Origin of the sequence: Paracoccus marinaquae (genome assembly GCF_018860165.1) — a bacterium.
Lineage (GTDB): Bacteria > Pseudomonadota > Alphaproteobacteria > Rhodobacterales > Rhodobacteraceae > Paracoccus > Paracoccus marinaquae.
In genome coordinates this window covers 1-19,634 of sequence record NZ_JAHKNG010000021.1, presented here as the reverse complement: position 1 = coordinate 19,634, position 19,634 = coordinate 1, and the positions used below count along the sequence as shown (strand labels likewise).

Genomic DNA, 19,634 nt, shown 5'->3' with positions numbered 1-19,634 from the left:
CCCGAGGCGGCGGGGCGCAAATCTGGCAGAAAGGCTTGGGAGGATTGCCGATGAAACGTGCCATTGCCGCCGTGCTGTGGCTGGGCCTGTCGGTGCTGGCGAATCCGGTGCTGGCCGGCGAAGCCGGCGACGCGGTTTTCGCCGATCGCGGCCCCTGGTCACTGGGCGGCAGCGCGCTGGTCTGGTCGCTCAGCGTCGAGGGGCCGGTGGCAGAGGGTTTCCTGCCCATCCGCGACGGGCAGGTGACGCTGACCGAGGCCATCGACCCGTCGGACCAGAAGCCCGTGCTGCAACTGACCCAGAAAACCGATCTGCGCAGCCGCAGGATCGGCCCCTTTCCGGTCTCGGGCGGGGATCCGGTGCTGGTCTTCTTTCTGGAACAGACCGCCCGGGACATGGCCACGCTGACCGGCGGCAGCCCCTTCTATATCCGCAACCGCATCAAGGACGCGGTCTTCCGGGGCGGCCGGATCACGCGTGAGGGCGACAGCATGATCGCCAGCTTCCAGCCCTTCACCGATGACCCGAATGCAGGCCGGATGGGCGGTTTCCGGAACCTGACCCTGACCTTCGTGCTGGGTGACCCCGCATCCCCTATCCGCGAGCTGCGCGCCGAGACTGCGGGCGATGCGCCGGGCTATGCCAACCGCATGGTGCTGCAATGAGGGTCGCGCCGCTCATTATCGCCGCCCTTCTGACCGCGCCCGCGGCGCTGGCCCAGGCGGTCAACGATTTTCCGACCAATGCACGCGCGGAATACGTCTTCACCTGCATGGCGACCAACGGCCAGACCCGCGAGATGCTGGACCGCTGTTCCTGCGCCATCGACCAGATCGCCGGTGTCCTGCCCTATGAGGATTATGTCGAGGCCGAGACGGTGCTGCGCATGCGGCAGGTCACGGGTGAGCGCGCCTCGATGTTCAAGGGCATGGCCGAGATGACCGAGATCGTCGCCCGGCTGCGCCGCGCCGAGGCCGAGGCCGAGATCCTCTGTTTCTGACATTCCACGGCAACCGGCCGCGAGGCCGCGCCCCGCAAGCCGCTCAGCCCAGCCCCAGCCCGATGGCCGCACCCGCCGCCAGCGACAGGGCCGTGATCAGCCAGACCGGCACGGAGGACTTCGTCTCGGCCACGCGCGGCCCCGCATCGTCGGGATGGGCGCGGTCCCACAGGGCCTGCTCGACGATGCGCGGCAGCAACGGACCATAGCGGCCCAGCGTCTGGGCAATGCTGGCCATGTCGCCCGCCAGCGCCTTGGGGCCGACATTCGATTTGATGTAATCCGACACGACCGGCTTCGCGGCATCCCAGATGTTCAATTGCGGATCGACCGAACGCGCAACGCCCTCGACCACGACCATGGTGCGTTGCAGCAGGATCAGTTCGGTCCTCGTGCGCATGCCGAAACGCTCGGTCACCTCGAACAGATAGGCCAGCAGATTGGCCATCGAGATGCGGGTCGCGTCGGCGCCGAAGATCGGCTCGCCCACGGCGCGAAGGGCGCGGGCGAAGGCGGCCTCGTCGCGGTCGCGCGGAACATAGCCCGCCTCGAAATGCACCCGCGCCACGCGGCGATAGTCGCGGCGGATGAAGCCCATCAGGATCTCGGCATAGATGCGGCGCGTATATTCGTCGATCTCGCCCATGATGCCGAAATCATAGGCGACGATATCGCCGTTCGGCGCCACCTTCAGGTTGCCGTGATGCATGTCGGCATGGAAGAAGCCGTCGCGCAGCGCATGCTGCAGGAACAGCTGGATCACCCGGCTGGCGATATGGCTGACATCATGCCCGGCAGCGACCAGCGCCGCGCGGTCGCCCAGAGGCAACCCCTCGACCCAGTTCGAGGTCAGAACCCGGCGCGAGGACAGGCCCCAATGCGGTTCGGCGACCCCGAAGCTGGCATCCTCGCGGGTATTGCCGGCGAATTCCGAGGCGGCCGCGGCTTCCAGCCGCAGGTCCAACTCACCCATGACCACCGATTCAAAATGGCTGACCACATCGCGCGGACGCAGGCGCCGGCTGCCCGGAGACAGGAATTCGATGATGCCGGCGGCGAAGTGGAAAGCGTCTATGTCGCGCCGGAACGCCGCGCCGATGCCCGGCCGCAGGACCTTGACGGCAACCTCGCGCCCGCTGTCGCGGACCCGCGCCCGGTGAACCTGGGCGATCGAGGCGGCGGCGACGGGTTCCGAAAACTCGGAAAACAGGCTTTCGACCGGCTGGCGCAGATCGGTCGCGACCGTGGCTTTCGCCTCATCGGTCGGAAAGGGCGGCAGCCGGTCCTGCAGCATGCGCAGCTGATCGGCCAGCTCGGTACCGACGACATCGGCCCGGGTCGAGAGGATCTGGCCGAACTTGATATAGGCCGGCCCCAATGCGGTGATCGCGCGGGTGATCGGTGGCAGGTTGGGATCGCCCTTGTAGCCCAGCCAGCGGAAAGGCCAACCCAGCACGCGCGCGGCCAGCCGCAGCCGCGGCGGCGCCTCGACCGCATCCAGTGCGACGCCCATGGCGCCCGTGCGCTCGAAGGTCGCGCCCGTGCGGATCAGGCGCCAGATATTGTGCGGGCCACGCATCTACAGCTTCCAGCCCGAATGCAGCGCGGCGATGCCCATGGACAGGTTGCGCCATTGCACCCGTTCGAATCCCGCCGCGCGGATCATCTGGGCAAAGCTGTCCTGATCGGGAAATTTGCGGATCGATTCGACCAGATACTGATAGCTGTCGCGATCGCCGGTCACCGCCTGGCCCATCGCCGGAATGACGTTGAAGCTGTAGCGGTCATAGGCCCATTGCATCGCCGGCACCGGTAGCTGCGAGAATTCCAGCACCATCAGCCGCCCGCCGGGACGCAGCACGCGAAAGGCCTCGGCCAGCGCGTCGGGGATGCGGGTGACGTTGCGGATGCCGAAGCTGATCGTGTAGCGGTCAAAGCTGCTATCGGCAAAGGGCAGCGCCATCGCATCGCCGGTCACCCAGGCCAGACGGTCGGCCTTTTCGCTGGCCTCGGCGCGCTTGCGGCCCTCGATCAGCATCTGCTCGGTCATGTCGCAGACGGTCACGCGCGCGTCCGGCGCCCGGTCGAGAAAGCGGAAGGCGATATCGCCGGTGCCGCCCGCCACATCCAGCAGGTGCTGGCCGTCGCGCGGCGCCAGCCAGTCCATCATGGCGGTTTTCCAGATGCGGTGGATGCCCACGCTCATCAGGTCGTTCATCAGGTCATAGCGCGAGGCGACGCTGGAGAAGACCCCGTGCACCATGCCCGCCTTGGCGTCCTCGTCCACGGTCCGGAAACCGAAATGGGTCTGTGTCTTCTCGCTCATCGCGCTTGCCGTTCGTCCGTTCCGGCGCCAGATAGACCCGGCGCATCGCGCGCACAATGCAGGGAAAGGAAGCGGATTGCCAGAACTGCCCGAGGTCGAAACCGTCCGGCGCGGCCTGTTGCCGCATCTGGAGGGCCAGCGCATCGCCCGCGCCGAGGCCCGCCGCCCCGATCTGCGCTGGCCGCTGCCGCCCGATCTGGTGCAGGTGCTGACCGGGGCGCGCGTCACCGCGCTGCGGCGGCGGTCGAAATATCTGCTGGCCGATCTGGACCGCGGGCCGACGCTGCTGATGCATCTGGGCATGTCGGGGCGGATGCTGGTCGAGGGCGCGGGGATGGCGGGCTTTCACCGCGATCCCGCGATCCTGCCGCGCCACGATCATGTCGTGCTGGTGACCGAGGCCGGCACCACCATCACCTTCAACGACGCCCGCCGCTTCGGCATGGTCGACCTGATCCGCGAGGGCGAGGTCCATCCGCTGCTGGCGCGTCTGGGACCCGAGCCGCTGGAGGATGCCTTCGGCCCCGCTCATCTGGCCACGGCCTTCGCCGGACGGCGCGCGCCGGTGAAACAGGCGCTGCTGGATCAGCGCATCGTCGCGGGCCTCGGCAATATCTATGTCAGCGAGGCGCTGCACCGTGCCGGGATCGACCCGCGCCGCGCGGCCGGGCGGATCGGCGCCGCCCGTCTGGCCGCCCTGACCGGACATATCCGCGAGGTGCTGGGCGATGCCATTGCCGCCGGCGGCTCGTCCCTGCGCGATCACCGGCAGGCCACCGGGGAACTGGGCTACTTCCAGCACAGCTTCAGGGTCTATGACCGCGAGGGCCGGCCCTGCCCGCGACCCGGCTGCGATGGGACGATCCGCCGCATCGTGCAGTCGGGCCGCTCCAGTTTCTTCTGTCCGCATTGCCAGCACTGACACCAAGGCAGCGGCAAATGCTTGGCTTCTCTGGCCTTCTGCTGATAGGAGTCGCCGCAATGCTCACTCGCAACAAGGTCCAGGCCCATGGCTTTCGAAACCCTCATCGTGGAAACCGAGGACGATATCGCGCTGATTCGGCTGAACCGGCCCGAAGCGCTGAACGCACTGAACTCCACCCTTCTGGACGAGCTGTCCAAGGCGCTGACCGAGGCGGACCGCAACGACAAGATCCGCTGCATCGTGCTGACCGGCAGCGAAAAGGCCTTTGCCGCCGGCGCCGACATCAAGGAGATGTCGCAGAAAAGCTTTGTCGAGGTCTATAACGAGGACCTGTTCGGCGCGAAGATCGAGGCGATCCAGCGCGTCCGCAAGCCGATCATCGCCGCCGTCAGCGGCTATGCCCTGGGCGGCGGCTGCGAACTGGCGATGATCTGCGATTTCATCATCGCGGCCGAGAACGCCAAGTTCGGCCAGCCCGAGGTCAATCTCGGCGTCGTCGCCGGGATCGGCGGCACCCAGCGCCTGACCCGCTTTGTCGGCAAGGCCAAGGCCATGGACATGAACCTGACCGGACGCTTCATGGATGCCGCCGAGGCCGAGCGCGCGGGGCTTGTCAGCCGCGTGGTGCCGACGCCGAAGCTGTTGCCCGAGGCCATGGCCGCGGCCCGCAAGATCGCCGAGAAATCGCAGGTCACCGTCAAGGCGGTGAAGGAATCGGTGAACCGCGCCTATGAGACGACCCTGCGCGAAGGCCTGCTGTTCGAGCGCCGGACCTTCCACTCGATGTTTGCCACCGAGGATCAGAAGGAAGGCATGGCCGCCTTCCTGGAAAAGCGCGAGGCGCAGTTCCGCGACCGCTGATAGGGGCTTTTCTTTTGCGCTCGCATCACCTATAGGCTGACGCTTACATGCGCGTGGGCCCGCTTAGGCAAGAATCATGTCCGTTCCCCCGGGAGCGGTGCCTTGGGTCTTTTGCGCGAACGAAACGCTGAAGACCCGAATAGGACCAGACCCATGGCCAATACGCCCCAATCCAAGAAACGCGCGCGCCAGACGCTGCGCCGCACCGAGGTCAACAAGGCCCGCCGCTCGCGCATCCGCACCTATCTGCGCAAAGTCGAAGAGGCGATCGCCTCGGGCAATGCCGATGCCGCCCGCGAAGCCCTGAAAAGCGCCCAGCCCGAACTGATGCGCGGCGTCACCAGGGGTGTTTATCACAAGAATACTGCAGCGCGGAAAATCTCGCGTCTGGCCGCCCGCGTGAAGGCGCTGTCGGCGGCCTGATCCGCACCCCCCCGGGGCGCGAAAATGCTGCATTTTGCCCCGTGAAGGGGCGGTACTTCAGATCGGGTGCAAACCAGTGGTTTGCGCCCGATCATTTTTTCTGCATTCGCAAAATCCGTTAATAAATCGTTAATTTTCAAGGTATTCAGGAAATTTTACTTCCGAGTCAAAGGCATCCGAGATTCGACTTCGCAAAGGCGCTGTCAAGCACATAGTTCGGTTGCGCCATGCTTGGCGCTGTTGCTAGGTTCAGGTTGCGATTCACGTCGCTTTGGGGGACGGGCCGCGCCAAGCCAGTTCGGGTTTCCGAACTCAGCCAAGGCAAGGCCGGGCGACGAAGCAGAGTTTGCTCTCTTCTGCCCTCGGATCCGCGCAGGCCGGCTGCCACCGGCAACTGCAGGATCCGTGTCTTTGATCGGTGCGGGCTGATACCCACTCATGCGGCCTCGCAGCCGCAGGGTGTGCTGTTGTCCGGCCGCCCCCAGACTGCGTGGATCCTGTCTCGCCGGAGAACCGGCGAGGGTCGGGGACAGGAATAGGGCAAGAAAAGATGGAAGAAATCTGGGGGCAGGCATGTGCGGAACTGGAAAAGAGCGTCGGGCCGAATAACTTCAACCATTGGATCAAGCCGCTGCGGCTGACCGGGCTGGAAGACGGCGTGGCGCGTTTTGCCAGTCCGACCCGATTCGTCTCGGACTGGGTCAACCGGCATTTCGCGCAGGCGATCATCGGCGAATTGAACCGGGTCGAACCCTCGGTCGAGCGCCTGCGCTTCGAGGTCGAGCCCAAGACGGCGGCCGCCCGACTCCGCGCCACCAGCGCCGCGCGTCCCGAAGCCCGCGCCCTGCCTGCGGTGCCGGTTGGCGGCAGGCAGACTGCCGCGAAACCCGATCTCTGCGCACCGCTGGATCCGCGCTTCACCTTTGGCAATTTCGTCGTCGGCAAGCCGAACGAACTGGCCCATGCCGCCGCCCGCCGCGTGGCCGAGGGTGGACCTGTGGGGTTCAACCCGCTGTTCCTTTACGGCGGGGTCGGGCTGGGCAAGACCCACCTGATGCATGCCATCGCCCATGACTACCAGAACCACCATCCGCAGGCGCAGGTGCTGTATCTGTCGGCCGAGCAGTTCATGTACCGTTTCGTGCAGGCCCTGCGCGACAGCACGATCATGGATTTCAAGGATCTGTTCCGCAATGTGAACATGCTGATGGTTGATGACGTGCAGTTCATCGCCGGCAAGGACAGCACCCAGGAAGAATTCTTCCACACCTTCAACGCGCTAGTCGATCAGGGCAAGCAGATCGTCATTTCCGCCGACCGTGCCCCGGCCGAGATCAAGGGGCTGGAGGAGCGTATCAAGTCGCGGCTCAGCTGCGGGCTGATCGTCGACCTGCACCCGACCACCTATGAATTGCGGCTGGGCATCCTGCAGTCCAAGACCGAGGCCTTCCGCCAGCAGAACCCTGAGGTCCAGATCGGCGGCGGCGTGCTGGAATTCCTGGCCCACCGGATCACCACCAACGTCCGCGTTCTGGAAGGGGCGCTGCAGCGTCTCTTCGCCCATGCCAGCCTTCTGCGGCGCGAGATCACGCTGGAGGTCGCGCAGGAATGCCTTGCCGATATCCTGCGCACCAACGACCGCCAGGTCAGCATTGACGACATCCAGCGCAAGGTGGCCGAGCATTACAACATCAGGCTGGCCGACATGATGGGCCCCAAGCGCGCCCGTACCGTCGCCCGCCCGCGCCAGATCGCCATGTATCTGTCGAAACAGCTGACCTGCCGCTCGCTGCCCGAGATCGGCCGCCGGTTCGGCGGGCGCGACCATACGACGATCATGCATGGCGTGCGCAAGATCGAGGAACTGGTGGTCGAAGATCACGGCATTGCCGAGGATGTCGCGCTGCTGAAGCGGCTTCTGGAAGCCTGAACCCTGCCCCTCATGAAATCCTTGTGACCGCCCGAAGGGGCGGTTACTAATCAGGTCCACACACGGGCCGGAAGGGCCGAGAGGGACAGGGAAAAGCGATGAAATTCTCGATCGAGCGCGCCGTTCTGGTCAAGGCCGTGTCACAGGCTCAATCGGTCGTCGAACGGCGCAACACCATTCCGATCCTTGCCAATGTGCTGATCGAGGCGACGCCCGAAGGCGTCAGCTTCCGCGCCACCGACCTGGATACCGAGGTCGTCGATCGCGCCTCGGCCCAGGTCGAGCGGCCGGGCGCCACCACCGTCAGCGCCGTGATGCTGAACGAGATCGCCCGTAAGCTGCCCGATGGCGCGCTGGTGGCGATCACTTCGGACGAGGCGGCGGGCCGGCTGAACGTGCAGGCCGGACGGTCCAGTTTCAGCCTCGCCACCCTGCCGCGCGAGGATTTTCCGGTCATGGCCTCGTCCGAATACAGCGCCAATTTCAGCGCGCCCGCCGGCGTGCTGCGGCGGCTGTTCGACAAGTCGAAATTCGCCATCTCGACCGAGGAAACCCGCTATTACCTGAACGGCGTCTACATGCATGTGGCCCAGGCCGAGGATGGCACCACCTTGCGCTGCGTCGCCACCGACGGGCACCGTCTGGCCCGGATCGACGCCCCCCTGCCCGAGGGCGCGGCCGAGATGCCCGGCATCATCGTCCCGCGCAAGACCGTGGCCGAACTGCGCAAGCTGCTGGACGATGACGAGACCGATATCGCCGTCTCGGTCAGCGAAACCAAGGTGCGTTTTGCGACGCCGACGATCACGCTGACCTCGAAGGTGATCGACGGCACCTTCCCAGATTACAGCCGCGTGATCCCGGCGAACAATACCCGCAAGCTCGAGGTTGACGCGGCGGATTTCGCCCGCGCCGTGGACCGCGTGGCGACGGTCAGCAGCGAACGCTCGCGCGCGGTCAAGCTGGCCCTGGACAATGACCGGCTGGTGCTGTCGGTCAACGCGCCCGATGCGGGGGCGGCCGAGGAAGAACTGATCGTGGCCTATGCCGACGATCAGCTCGAGATCGGCTTCAACGCCAAATACCTGCAGGAAATCGCCAGCCAAGTGGACCGCGACAACGCGGTGTTCCTATTCAACGGCTCGGGTGACGCGGCGCTGATCCGCGAGGGCAGCGACCTGAGCGCGGTCTATGTCGTCATGCCGATGCGGGTGTGACGCTTTCCAAACTGTCGCTGGCACAGTTCCGGTCCTGGCCGCGGCTGGACCTGGATCTGGACCGGCGCCCTCTGGCGATCTTCGGCCCGAACGGCTCGGGCAAGACCAATATCCTCGAAGGCGTCTCGATGCTGGCGCCGGGGCGGGGTCTGCGCGGTGTGCCGGTGCCCGATCAGGCGCGGCAGGGCAAGGGCGCGGGCTGGCGCATCCGCGCGCGGATCGGTGATCATCCGGTCGAAACCGCTGCACTGCCCGGACAGCCGCGCGGCGTTCTGATCGACGACAAGCCGGCGCCGCAGACGGCGCTTGGACGGCTGCTTCGGGTGATCTGGCTGGTCCCGGCGATGGACCGGCTGTGGACCGACCCGCCCGAGGCACGGCGCCGCTTTCTGGACCGGGTCACGCTGAGCCTGTTTCCCGATCATGCTGAACAGGCGCTGGCCTATGACAAGGCCATGCGGGAACGGAACCGGCTTCTGAAGGACCAGATTTCGGATCCCGGCTGGTATCGTGCGCTCGAGGCGCAGATGGCCGACACCGGCGCGGCGCTGACCCGCAATCGACTGGCCGCGCTGGCCGCGATCATGGCGGCGCAGGAGGGGGGCGACTTTCCCGCCGCCCGCCTGCGCCTGCTGCCCGGCGAGGGGCAGGCCGACGACGCCGAGGCGGACAGTATCGCCGCGCGGCTGGCGGCGATGCGGTCGCGCGATCTGGCCGCCGGCCGCAGCCTGACCGGCCCGCATCGCGCCGATCTGGGCGCGTTCTGGGGACCGCAGGACATGCCCGCGGCCCTGTCCTCGACCGGTGAGCAGAAGGCGCTGCTGCTGTCGCTGATCCTCGCCAATGCGCGCGCGCTCTCGGACCAAGCCGTCGTGCTGTTGCTGGACGAGGTGGCGGCGCATCTGGATGCCGAGCGGCGCGCGGCCCTCTATGACCGGATCATCGCCCTGCCCGCCCAGACATTGCTGACCGGCACCGGGCCGGAACTGTTCACCGATTTCGGCCGGCGCGCGCGCCGGCTGGCCATAGCCAAGCAGGATGGCGCCTCGCGCGCGGAGGAAAGCGAATGACCCTGACCCCGGAATCGATCTGGCTCTATGCGGGCGCGATGGTCGCGATCTGGCTGACGCCCGGCCCGGTCTGGGTGGCGATCATGGCCCGCGCGCTGGCCTCGGGATTCCGCGGTGTCTGGCCGCTGGCGGTGGGCGTCGCCATCGGCGACATGCTCTGGCCCTTGGTGGCGATCTTCGGGCTGGCGGTGGTGGTCCATCAAAGCGCGCTGCTGATGGAGGTATTGCGCTGGGTCGCGGCGGTGGTTTTTGTCGGCATGGGGCTTGCGTTGCTGGGTCACGCCAAGGACCCGGTCGCGCGCGATTCACGGCTGACCCGGCGCGGGCGTTGGGCCGGCTTCTCGGCCGGGCTTCTGGCGATCACCGGCAACCCGAAGGCGGCGCTGTTCTATGTCGGCGTGCTGCCGGGATTCTTCGATGTCGCCCGGCTGACCTCCCGCGACGTGGGCGTCATCGTGGCGATGTCGGCGCTGATCCCCTTCTGCCTGAACCTCGCCATGGGCGCCGTGGTGGCGGCCGCCCGCGCGAAACTGGCCACACCGCAGGGGCTGCGACGCATGAACCTGGTCTCGGGCGGGCTGCTGATCGCGGTGGGTTGCGTGATCGCATTGGGACAACTGCTGGCGGGTTAAAGCAGCCATTCGATCGGCAGCAGGTTCAGCACATAGACCTTGATGCGGTCCAGAAACCCAAGGCCCGGTTCGCGGTCCAGCGGCCCGTCCGTCCCGCTGCTGCGCCAGACCATGTCGCCGCCCTCCAGAACCGGCTGATAGCTGCGTGTGATCAGCTTGTTCGTCAGCGCCTCGGTGCCCGCCGCGGCAATTTCGGGACTGTCGATCAGAAATCCCATCTCGCAATTCAGCAGAGCCGAGCGCGGGTCGAAATTGAACGAGCCGATGAACACGCGCGCGTCGTCGACGGCGAAGGTCTTGGCATGCAGCGAGCTTTCCGACGAGCCGAACGGCCCCGGCCCCTGTGCAGGCCGGGGGCCGTCCTTGTCGGGGCGCAGCTCATACAGCTTGACCCCGGCCTCCAGCAATTCGCGGCGGTATTTGACATAGCCGGCATGAACCATCGGCACATCCGTCGCCTCCCATGAATTGGTCAGGATGCGAACCTCGCGGCCTTCCTGTGCCAGACGGGAAAAGAAGGCGGCCCCGGCCTTGCCCGGCACGAAATAGGCCGAGATCAGGTCCAGATTGCTGTCGATCATGCCGAGGATCTGCCCCCGTCGCGTGATCATCAGCTGATCGCGCGTGATCTGGCCCATGCCCTTGGCCGGATCATCCGCGACCACCTGAACATCGGTCCAGTCCAGAACAAGCTCGCCCCGGCCAAACTGTTCTGCGGCGACCGGATCCGCGCCGGGTCCGGCCAGGATATCCTCGCGCGCGGCCTGCAACGCCGCCTCGAACCCGCTCAGATCGCCTTCACCCGGGATCACCTGCTCAAGCGCCAGAACCGGCTCGCTGTTCCAGTATTCGTCGAACACCGCCACCGTATCCGCAACCACCTCGCCCGTGCCCAGAACATCCAGATCAAGATAGGCCGGCGCGTCACCCAGTGCGAAATATTCGTCGCCGATATTGCGCCCGCCGACGATGGCCGCGGCCCCGTCAACGATGAAGGCCTTGTTGTGCATCCGGCGGTTCATGCGCAGCGGATAGAGCGCATAGCCCAGCATCTTGGGCTTTCGCACGGTCGAGGGATTGAACAGCCGGACAGAAAAATTCGGCATCGCGTTCAGGGCCGCAAGCGTCTGGTCCAGCCCCGCGATGCCGTTGTCGTCCAGCAACAGCCGCACCCGGACCCCGCGCTCGGCCGCCCGGCGCAAGGCGTCCAGAAGTAGCGTGCCCGAAACATCCTCATGCCAGATGTAGTACATGGCGTCGATCGAGCCCTGGGCGCTGTCGGCCAGAACCAGCCGGCTTCGCAATGCGGCATGGCCCGAGGCCAGCGGCGCGACCCCGCTTTGACCCGGATGGGCCGCCGAAAGCCGGGCAGATTGCGCCCCCAGTGCCATGCTGCCGTCAGGCGCCAGCGCGGCCTCGATGTCGCGCCCCGACACATCGGGAACGGGGAAGATCATCCGCCCTGCGAACCACAGCACCGCCAGTACCGGCAGCAAGGCCAGAACCGCCCTGAACCACTTCATTGCAACCTCATCCGTCGTCGTGACGGCCCAGTCTTTCCCCGAAGACCGGGGGCAGGCAAGAAAAAGCGGAAATCCCCCGAAAGCACCTGAAAAACCGTGGCTTTGCCGTGACTTTACCCCGGCGACGGCCTATATGGTCATCAGAACGACAGGAACCAATTCGCATGACAGACCCCACTCCGCAGCCGGCTGAATACGGCGCCGATTCCATCAAGGTTCTCAAGGGATTGGAGGCTGTACGGAAAAGGCCCGGCATGTATATCGGCGACACCGATGACGGCAGCGGCCTGCACCACATGGTCTATGAGGTGGTCGATAACGGCATCGACGAGGCGCTGGCCGGTCATGCCGACTATGTGAAGGTGAAAATCCACGCCGACAACAGCATCAGTGTGCGCGACAACGGCCGTGGCATCCCGGTGGACATGCACCCGACCGAGGGCGTTTCCGCCGCCGAGGTCATCATGACCCAGCTGCATGCGGGCGGCAAATTCGACCAGAACAGCTATAAGGTTTCGGGCGGGTTGCACGGCGTTGGCGTGTCGGTGGTGAACGCATTGTCCGACTGGCTGGAGCTGCGGATCTGGCGCCGGGGCAAGGAACATTACGCCCGGTTCGAACATGGCGACACGGTCGAGCATCTGCGCGTCGTGGGCGATGCCGCCGCGGGCGAGACCGGGACCGAGGTGCGCTTTCTGGCCTCATCCAAGGCCGAGGACCCGAGGGGCACGTTCAGCAATCTGGACTACAGCTACAAGACGCTGGAAAACCGGCTGCGCGAACTGGCCTTCCTGAACAGCGGCGTGCGCATCCTCCTCGAGGATGCCCGCCATGCCGAATTGCAGCAGACCGAACTGTTCTATGATGGCGGGGTGCGGGAATTCGTGAAATTCCTCGACCGCTCGAAGACGGCCGTCATGCCCGAGCCGATCTTCATCACCGGCGAGAAGAACGGCATCGGCGTCGAGGTGGCGATGTGGTGGAACGACAGCTACCACGAAACCGTGCTGCCCTTTACCAACAACATCCCGCAGCGCGATGGCGGCACCCATCTGGCCGGCTTCCGCGGCGCGCTGACCCGGGTGATCCAGAAATACGCGCAGGACAGCGGCATCGCCAAGCGCGAGAAGGTGGATTTCACCGGCGACGACGCGCGCGAAGGGCTGACCTGCGTGCTGTCGGTCAAGGTTCCGGATCCGAAATTCTCCAGCCAGACCAAGGACAAGCTGGTGTCCTCCGAGGTGCGCCCGGCGGTCGAGGGGCTGGTCGGCGAGAAACTGGCCGAATGGTTCGAGGAAAACCCCGCCGAGGCCAAGCAGATCGTCGGCAAGATCATCGAGGCGGCGCTGGCCCGCGAGGCGGCGCGCAAGGCCCGCGAACTGACCCGGCGCAAGACGGCGATGGACGTGGCCAGCCTGCCCGGCAAGCTGGCCGATTGCCAGGAAAAGGACCCGGCGCTTTCGGAACTGTTCATCGTCGAGGGTGACTCGGCCGGCGGTTCGGCCAAACAGGGCCGGTCACGCCAGAATCAGGCGGTGCTGCCGCTGCGCGGCAAGATCCTGAACGTGGAGCGGGCGCGCTTTGACCGGATGCTGTCCTCGGACCAGATCGGCACGCTGATCACCGCGCTTGGCACCGGAATCGGGCGCGACGAATTCGACCTGAAGAAGCTGCGCTACCACAAGATCGTCATCATGACCGATGCCGATGTGGACGGCGCGCATATCCGCACGCTGCTTCTGACCTTCTTCTTCCGGCAGATGCCGGATCTGATCGCGTCCGGCCATCTCTATATCGCGCAGCCGCCGCTCTATAAGGTCGGGCGCGGCCGCTCCGAGGTCTACCTCAAGAACGAGGCCGCGCTGGAGGATTACCTGGTCCAGCAGGGCATCGAGGGTGCGGCGCTGCGGCTGGGTTCGGGCGAAGAGATCACCGGCAACGATCTGGCCCGCGTGGTCGAGGAGGCGCGGGTGGCACGACGCATCCTGCGGGCCTATCCGACCCATTATCCCCCGCATATCACCGAACAGGCGGCGATTGCCGGCGCTCTGCTGCCGGGGCGGGTCGATGCCGATGCGCAGGCCGTGGCCAGTGCCGTCGCCGCCCGACTGGACATGATCGCCGAGGAATACGAGCGCGGCTGGTCCGGCCGCCCGACGCAGGATGCCGGCATCCGCCTGACCCGCACCCTGCGCGGGGTCGAGGAGATCCGCACCCTGGACGGGCAGATGCTGCGCAGCGGCGAAAGCCGCCGTCTGGGCGAGATGACGCAGGCGCTGCAGGATATCTATGGCCGCCCCGCGCGTCTGGTCCGCAAGGATCGCGACCAGCCGATCTATGGCCCGCTGGGCCTGCTGGCGGCGATCTTCCTTGAAGGCGAGAAGGGGCTGTCGCTGCAGCGTTACAAGGGTCTGGGCGAGATGAACCCGGATCAGCTGTGGGAAACGACGCTGGATCCCGGCGCGCGCACCATGCTGCAGGTCCGGATCGAAGACGTGGCCGAAGCCGAGGATCTGTTCACCAAGCTGATGGGCGATGTGGTCGAGCCGCGCCGCGACTTCATCCAGCAGAACGCGCTGAGCGTCGAGAACCTCGATATCTGAGCCTGCCGTCCCGCTGATGTTGTAGAAGTGTCGCGCTTTTCAACGAATCTGCGCGCTCAGGACACTTGTCTCGATTGTCACATTGCCTGCTGCGATAACTGGCCGGTATTATCCGGCGCAGTTATCGGCGCACGCCATGATTTCGTCCGCGCCGCCATAGATTTCATCGGGGGTCCCGAACCATGAACAGAAAATCCATTCTCTCCATCTCGACCGTCGGCGCCTTTGTCACGGCGGCCGGCTCTGCCCTCGCCGGCGGCTTCGTGGCTCCGGTCGAAACCCCGGCGGTCGTCGCCCCGGTCGCGCCAGTGGTGTCGGACTGGTCGGGCGCCTATGTCGGCGGCTCGATCGGCTATGCCTTTGGCGGCGATGACGAGGTCGGCTTCGACTATTACGAGGATGGTGAGATGATCGGCCGCGACACCAATATCGGCGATCTTGAGATCAGCGGCGTGAATGCTGCCGTGCATGTCGGCTATCGCTGGCAGCGCAACAACTGGGTGTTCGGCCCGGAACTGTGGATCGAAGGCGGCGCCATCGACGATGAGTTCTCGGTAAGCGAGACCGATGATGACGACGACACCTTCTCCGCCACCGTGGAATCCGAACAGAACTATGCCATCGGCCTGCAGATGAAGACCGGTTACATCGTCAGGCCCGGAACCCTCGTTTACGGGACCGCCGGCATCGTGCGCGGCGATTTCGACTACACCGTGACCGGCGCGATCGGCGCTTTTTCGGAAACGATCAGCGAAGGTTACACCGCAACCGGCTATTCGCTGGGCGTTGGCGTTGAGCGCCAGTTGAACGAAAGGCTGTCGATGTTCGCGGAATGGCAGTACCGGAACTTCGGCAAGGAAGACGTGACCTTTGGGGACCTCGCCGTTGATGGCGGCGTGACCCGCGCCACGCCCGAGAACCACAACCTGAAACTGGGTCTGAATTTCCGCTTCTGATCGGCGCTTTCGGGCATGTTTGTCACGGCCGGCAAGCTTGTTGCCGGCCGTTTTTCGTCGTTCTGACGCGACGACACTGTCAACTCAAATTGACCAAAAGCGAGCAGGCCCCTCTGACAGGCCAGCAAATGCTGGCTTTCGGGCGATCCGTCGCCGTGAGCGGTCCCGCATCCGTGACTTGAACCACCCCGACCCCAGGCCTAGCTAATCCCCGTCGAGGCACGGATCACAGCCACGCAACCGGGCAACCGGGGCAAGGCTGCGCTGCACGTCTTCGCGGAGACTGTGCGTCCCACGGGACGTATCGAGACACGAGAAAAGGACATTGAGTCAACAGTCCGAGGCGCGGGATGCCGCGCCCCGGAGGATGCCGGGTGTTGCCATCGCCCGACCATTCGCCGCCGCAGGCGTCGCGGCGGCCGGAACCATCCGGAAGCAATCATCCGGCAAAGCGGCCAGACGGCCGCATGTGAAAGAAAAGGAAGACAACATGGCTATCAGCAAAACCCTCGTTCTGGCTGCGTCCGCAGCGACCCTCGGCATGACCGGCATCGCCATGGCCGGCGGCTACTCCGCGCCGGTCGAACCCGCGCCGGTCATGGCCCCGGTCGCCCTGCCCGAAAGCCCGTCGGATTGGGCCGGCGGCTATGTCGGTGGCTCGATCGGCTATGGCTGGACCTCGGACGAGGATCTGCGCGTCGATGGCGCCGCCGGCTCGACCACGCCCGGTTCGCTGGAGATGGACGGCGCCGTGTACGGCCTGCATACCGGCTATCGCTGGCAGAACCAGAACTGGGTCTATGGCGTCGAAGGCTCGGTGCTGGGCGGCAATCTGGACGACTCGCTGGACAGCAACGGCTATACCGCCGAGCAGGAGATGAAATATGCCGTCAGCCTGAAGGGGCAGCTTGGCTATCTGGTCAACCCGGCCACGCTGGTCTACGGCTCGGTCGGTGTCGCCCACGGCAAGTTCGACGTCGCCTATAACGGCGCGGCGGGCATGGTCGACAGCGACTTCAGCCGCACCGGCTATAGCCTGGGTCTGGGCGTCGAGCGCAAGCTGAACGACAACTGGTCGCTGCGCGGCGATTACGAGTACATGAACTTCGGCGACGAGACCGTGCGCGGCACTGCCGGCAGCTCGGCCACGTTCGAGCCCGAGCTTCACAAGGTCAGCATGGGCGTGAACTACCGCTTCTGATCGTTTGTGATCCCTCTCCTGGCGCCGGCGGACCCTGTTCCGCCGGCGCTTTGGTGTCGAAGGGGCGCCGCGAGGGCGATCAGCGCGGCAGACGCAGCGGGCGGGCCTCGAAGATGGTTTCCATCGAAAAGACGCCGGTGACCCGCTCCAGATCCATGTCGGCGATCAGCGCCTTGTAGCAGCGGTCATAGCCCGCCATCGAGGTGGTCACCAGTTTCGCCATGTAATCCCATTCGCCGCCGATGCGGTGGAATTCGGTGATCTCGGGGATCGATTCGACGCGGGCGCGGAAACGGCGCGCCCAGGCGTCATCATGGTGGCGCGTGCGGATCATCACGAAAACCGTCAGATGCAGCCCGGCGCGATCCGCGTCGATCACCGCCCGGCTGCCCTGCAGGATGCCGGCCTCGGTCAGCTTCTGCAATCGCCGCCAGCAGGCGTTCTGTGACAGGCCGATACGTTCCGCCAGTTGCCGCTGCGACAGGCTGGCATCCTGTTGCAGCGCGGCAAGCAGGCGGTGGTCGGTTTCGTCGATTTCCGGTCTATTCTCGTTCATACGATCGGATATTTGCCGAAATCACCGCAATATTCAAATCAATCATCGCCGGAGATCGTGTCATCCTTTCGGAAACAGAGAGGTGGGCATGAATTTCTTCGACACGTTCCGCGTGCGGCTTGGCGGGATCGAGGCGCTGCATGACGGATTGATCGGCCACGATGCGGTGATCGACGGCCCGTTCGGGCCGCGACGGATGATCTATGCCGATTACGTCGCCTCGGGCCGGGCGCTGCGGCAGGTCGAGACGGCGATCATGGAGGAGGTTCTGCCCTGGTATGCCAACAGCCATACCGAAGCCAGCCATTGCGGCGGCATGATGACCAGGCTGCGCCGGGCGGCGCGGGCCGAGATCCTGCGCTGCACCGGCGGCGGGCCTGAACATGCGGTGATCTTCACCGGCTCGGGCGCCACGGCGGGGCTGAACCGGCTGGTGCATCTTTTCGGGGTCGGGCCGGGCTGGACGGTGCTGATCGGGCCCTATGAGCATCATTCCAACATCCTGCCCTGGCGCGAAAGCGGGGCGCGGGTGATCGAGATCCCCGAGGCAACGGGCGGCGGGCCGGATCCGGACGCGATCCGCACCGCGCTGGCCAAGGGCGGGCCTGCGGTCGGATCCTTCTCGGCGGCGTCGAACGTGACCGGGGCGCTGACCGATGTGGCCGCGGTGACGCGGTTGTTGAAGGATGCCGGCGCGAAGGTGGTCTGGGACTATGCCGGCGGCGCGCCCTATCTGCCGATCGATCTGGGGCTGGGCATGGATGCGGTGGTCGCCTCGCCGCACAAGTTCATCGGCGGACCGGGCGCCTCGGGCGTCACTCTTCTGCGCCGCGATGCCGTCGTGGCGGACCGCCCGACCCTGCCGGGCGGGGGCACCGTCCGTTTCGTCAATGCGACCGGACATGACTATGCCACCGCGGTCGAGGCGCGAGAGGAAGGGGGCACGCCCAATGTCATCGGCGATATCCGCGCCGCCATGGTCTTTGCGCTGAAGGATGCGATCGGCCAGGCGCGGATCGACGCCATCCACGCGCGCTGGTGGCAGAAGGCGCGCCGTCTTTCGGATGTGCCGGGCCTGCTGATGCTGGGCCATCAGGACGCGGCACGCCTGCCGATCCTGTCCTTCCGGGTCCGCGACGGTCATGGCGGCTTCGTGCATCAGCAACTGGCCACGCGGATGCTGTCGGATCTGTATGGCGTTCAGGCGCGGGGCGGCTGCGCCTGCGCCGGACCCTATGTCCACCGGCTGCTGGACATCGACGAGGCCGAATCCGCCCGGCTGCGCGCCGCGATCCTGCGCGGGGACGAGATCGAGAAGCCCGGCTTCGTGCGGCTGAACCTGTGCTGGGCCGCCCCCGAGGCCGAGATCGACGCAATCCTCGATGCAGTGACCGATCTCGCCCGGAACGCGCCGCGTCATCTGGATCGCTATCGCTGCGATCCGGCCACGGCGATCTTCACCCCGGTTGCCGCCTGATCACCCACCGGTGCCGCAGGGATCGGGCGGCGATATCCGGCGCGTGGCGGCATAGTCGCGCACCAGCGCCACCCTACGCGGGCGGAAGCTGTGTCCGGTCTGGTGCAGCGCCCCGATACGGTTGACGTGAAACACCCGGTAGTCCATCCGCAGCCGGCAATGCGCCAGCAGCATCAGCGTCTGTTCCGAATAAGACAGCCCCAGCGGCCAGATCACCCGCCGCGTTGCCGCGCCCTTGAGATCGGTATAGTCGATCTCAAGCGCCATCTCATCCCAGCAGGCCTGCCGGATGGCGGCCAGATCGACGCTGGGCGGCGCCCGGTCGGGACCCGAGGTAAAGCTGCGGGTAATGGCATGCAGCGCCTGCCGGGACTGGCGTTCGGGCAGGGTAGCGATGATCCGTGCCAGCGCGTCATGGGCCGCGCCCGTCAACTCGGCATCGCCGATGCGGCCCAGGGCATCGACGGCCAGCCGCAATGCCTCGATCTCAAGCTGGCTGAAACTCTGCGGCGGCAGGGCCGGGTCCTCGGTCAGCGTATAGCCCAGCCCCGCCGCGCCATCGATCAGCGCCCCGCCCGCGCGCAGGGTGGCGATATCGCGGTAAAGCTGGCGCCTGGACACGCCGGTTTCCTCGGCCAGCCGCGCAGAGGTGACTGGCGCCGGCAGACGGCGCAGCACATCCATCAGCCGCATCAGACGGTCGGTGCGGGCCATGCTGCCCCTTTCTGTCAGCAGTCCTGTGCCAAGTCTTGGCCGCAGCAAGCCAAGGAGACAAGACATGCTGACACTCTTTCACGCACCCGCCAGCGGTCGTGTCGCGAATGTGGTGGAAACTGCCGAGCGGCATGCTCCGGGCATTTGAAATTGGCTCCGTTCAGGCGGCAAGGTCAAGGGACATCGGCTCGAGGGGCTGAGAGAGAGTTTCCCAGCCGTC

18 protein-coding genes are annotated in these 19,634 nt (G+C 65.9%); 13 read left to right on the top strand and 5 right to left on the bottom strand.

What is annotated here, in order from left to right:
* The first annotated feature begins 50 nt into the window (after window positions 1-50).
* Entirely contained in the window at window positions 51-665 is a 615-nt protein-coding gene (locus tag KNW02_RS12445) for a hypothetical protein (RefSeq protein ID WP_216033603.1), read from the top strand.
* Complete coding sequence (locus KNW02_RS12440; protein WP_216033602.1) at window positions 662-1,000, top strand: hypothetical protein; 339 nt, start codon at window positions 662-664, stop codon at window positions 998-1,000. The genes KNW02_RS12445 and KNW02_RS12440 overlap by 4 nt, the downstream gene beginning before the upstream one ends.
* Window positions 1,001-1,043: 43 nt before the next feature.
* On the opposite strand, the gene ubiB is transcribed toward KNW02_RS12440, so the two are convergent.
* Together ubiB and ubiE are read right to left on the bottom strand one after the other, a co-directional pair.
* Entirely contained in the window at window positions 1,044-2,579 is a 1,536-nt protein-coding gene (ubiB, locus tag KNW02_RS12435; protein ID WP_216033601.1) for a 2-polyprenylphenol 6-hydroxylase, read from the bottom strand.
* Window positions 2,580-3,326: a bifunctional demethylmenaquinone methyltransferase/2-methoxy-6-polyprenyl-1,4-benzoquinol methylase UbiE gene (gene ubiE / locus KNW02_RS12430; RefSeq protein WP_216033600.1), complete on the bottom strand. Its 747-nt coding sequence runs from the start codon at window positions 3,324-3,326 to the stop codon at window positions 2,580-2,582.
* A 76-nt stretch (window positions 3,327-3,402) separates the two neighbouring features.
* Between ubiE and mutM the strand changes: the two genes are divergently transcribed.
* From mutM to KNW02_RS12395, 7 genes are all read left to right on the top strand, one after another.
* On the top strand, window positions 3,403-4,248 hold the full coding sequence (mutM, locus tag KNW02_RS12425; protein WP_216033599.1) for a bifunctional DNA-formamidopyrimidine glycosylase/DNA-(apurinic or apyrimidinic site) lyase: 846 nt from the start codon (window positions 3,403-3,405) through the stop codon (window positions 4,246-4,248).
* Window positions 4,249-4,335: 87 nt separating this feature from the next.
* On the top strand, window positions 4,336-5,112 hold the full coding sequence (locus tag KNW02_RS12420) for an enoyl-CoA hydratase (RefSeq protein WP_216033598.1): 777 nt from the start codon (window positions 4,336-4,338) through the stop codon (window positions 5,110-5,112).
* 153 nt (window positions 5,113-5,265) lie between these two features.
* Entirely contained in the window at window positions 5,266-5,535 is a 270-nt protein-coding gene (rpsT, locus tag KNW02_RS12415; RefSeq protein WP_216033597.1) for a 30S ribosomal protein S20, read from the top strand.
* A gap of 550 nt (window positions 5,536-6,085) precedes the next feature.
* Window positions 6,086-7,465, top strand: coding sequence for a chromosomal replication initiator protein DnaA (gene dnaA, locus KNW02_RS12410; protein WP_216033596.1), 1,380 nt, complete (start codon window positions 6,086-6,088; stop codon window positions 7,463-7,465).
* A gap of 98 nt (window positions 7,466-7,563) precedes the next feature.
* Window positions 7,564-8,682 carry a DNA polymerase III subunit beta gene (dnaN, locus tag KNW02_RS12405; RefSeq protein WP_216033595.1) on the top strand — a complete coding sequence of 373 codons (1,119 nt, stop codon included), beginning with the start codon at window positions 7,564-7,566 and terminating at the stop codon, window positions 8,680-8,682.
* Window positions 8,679-9,752, top strand: coding sequence for a DNA replication/repair protein RecF (gene recF / locus KNW02_RS12400; RefSeq protein WP_216033594.1), 1,074 nt, complete (start codon window positions 8,679-8,681; stop codon window positions 9,750-9,752). Before dnaN ends, recF begins: the two co-directional genes overlap by 4 nt.
* Window positions 9,749-10,384 (top strand): LysE family translocator, encoded by a 636-nt coding sequence (locus KNW02_RS12395; protein ID WP_216033593.1) that lies wholly within the window; start codon window positions 9,749-9,751, stop codon window positions 10,382-10,384. Before recF ends, KNW02_RS12395 begins: the two co-directional genes overlap by 4 nt.
* Here the strand turns inward: KNW02_RS12395 and KNW02_RS12390 are convergent.
* Complete coding sequence (locus tag KNW02_RS12390) at window positions 10,381-11,907, bottom strand: phospholipase D-like domain-containing protein (protein WP_216033592.1); 1,527 nt, start codon at window positions 11,905-11,907, stop codon at window positions 10,381-10,383. The genes KNW02_RS12395 and KNW02_RS12390 overlap by 4 nt on opposite strands.
* Before the next feature lie 164 nt (window positions 11,908-12,071).
* Here KNW02_RS12390 and gyrB point away from each other — a divergent pair, with 164 nt between their 5' ends.
* From gyrB to KNW02_RS12375, 3 genes are all read left to right on the top strand, one after another.
* Window positions 12,072-14,510, top strand: coding sequence for a DNA topoisomerase (ATP-hydrolyzing) subunit B (gyrB, locus tag KNW02_RS12385; RefSeq protein WP_216033591.1), 2,439 nt, complete (start codon window positions 12,072-12,074; stop codon window positions 14,508-14,510).
* Window positions 14,511-14,692: 182 nt separating this feature from the next.
* Entirely contained in the window at window positions 14,693-15,466 is a 774-nt protein-coding gene (locus KNW02_RS12380) for an outer membrane protein (protein ID WP_216033590.1), read from the top strand.
* Between the two features lie 490 nt (window positions 15,467-15,956).
* Window positions 15,957-16,667, top strand: coding sequence for an outer membrane protein (locus tag KNW02_RS12375; protein WP_216033589.1), 711 nt, complete (start codon window positions 15,957-15,959; stop codon window positions 16,665-16,667).
* Window positions 16,668-16,746: 79 nt separating this feature from the next.
* Here the strand turns inward: KNW02_RS12375 and KNW02_RS12370 are convergent, their stop codons facing one another.
* Window positions 16,747-17,223 (bottom strand): Lrp/AsnC family transcriptional regulator, encoded by a 477-nt coding sequence (locus tag KNW02_RS12370; RefSeq protein WP_216033588.1) that lies wholly within the window; start codon window positions 17,221-17,223, stop codon window positions 16,747-16,749.
* Window positions 17,224-17,311: 88 nt separating this feature from the next.
* Between KNW02_RS12370 and KNW02_RS12365 the strand changes: the two genes are divergently transcribed.
* Complete coding sequence (locus KNW02_RS12365; RefSeq protein ID WP_216033587.1) at window positions 17,312-18,700, top strand: aminotransferase class V-fold PLP-dependent enzyme; 1,389 nt, start codon at window positions 17,312-17,314, stop codon at window positions 18,698-18,700.
* Here KNW02_RS12365 and KNW02_RS12360 read toward each other — a convergent pair whose 3' ends face one another.
* Window positions 18,701-19,414, bottom strand: a complete 714-nt coding sequence (locus KNW02_RS12360; RefSeq protein WP_216033586.1) for a helix-turn-helix transcriptional regulator — start codon at window positions 19,412-19,414, stop codon at window positions 18,701-18,703.
* Window positions 19,415-19,634 lie beyond the last annotated feature (220 nt).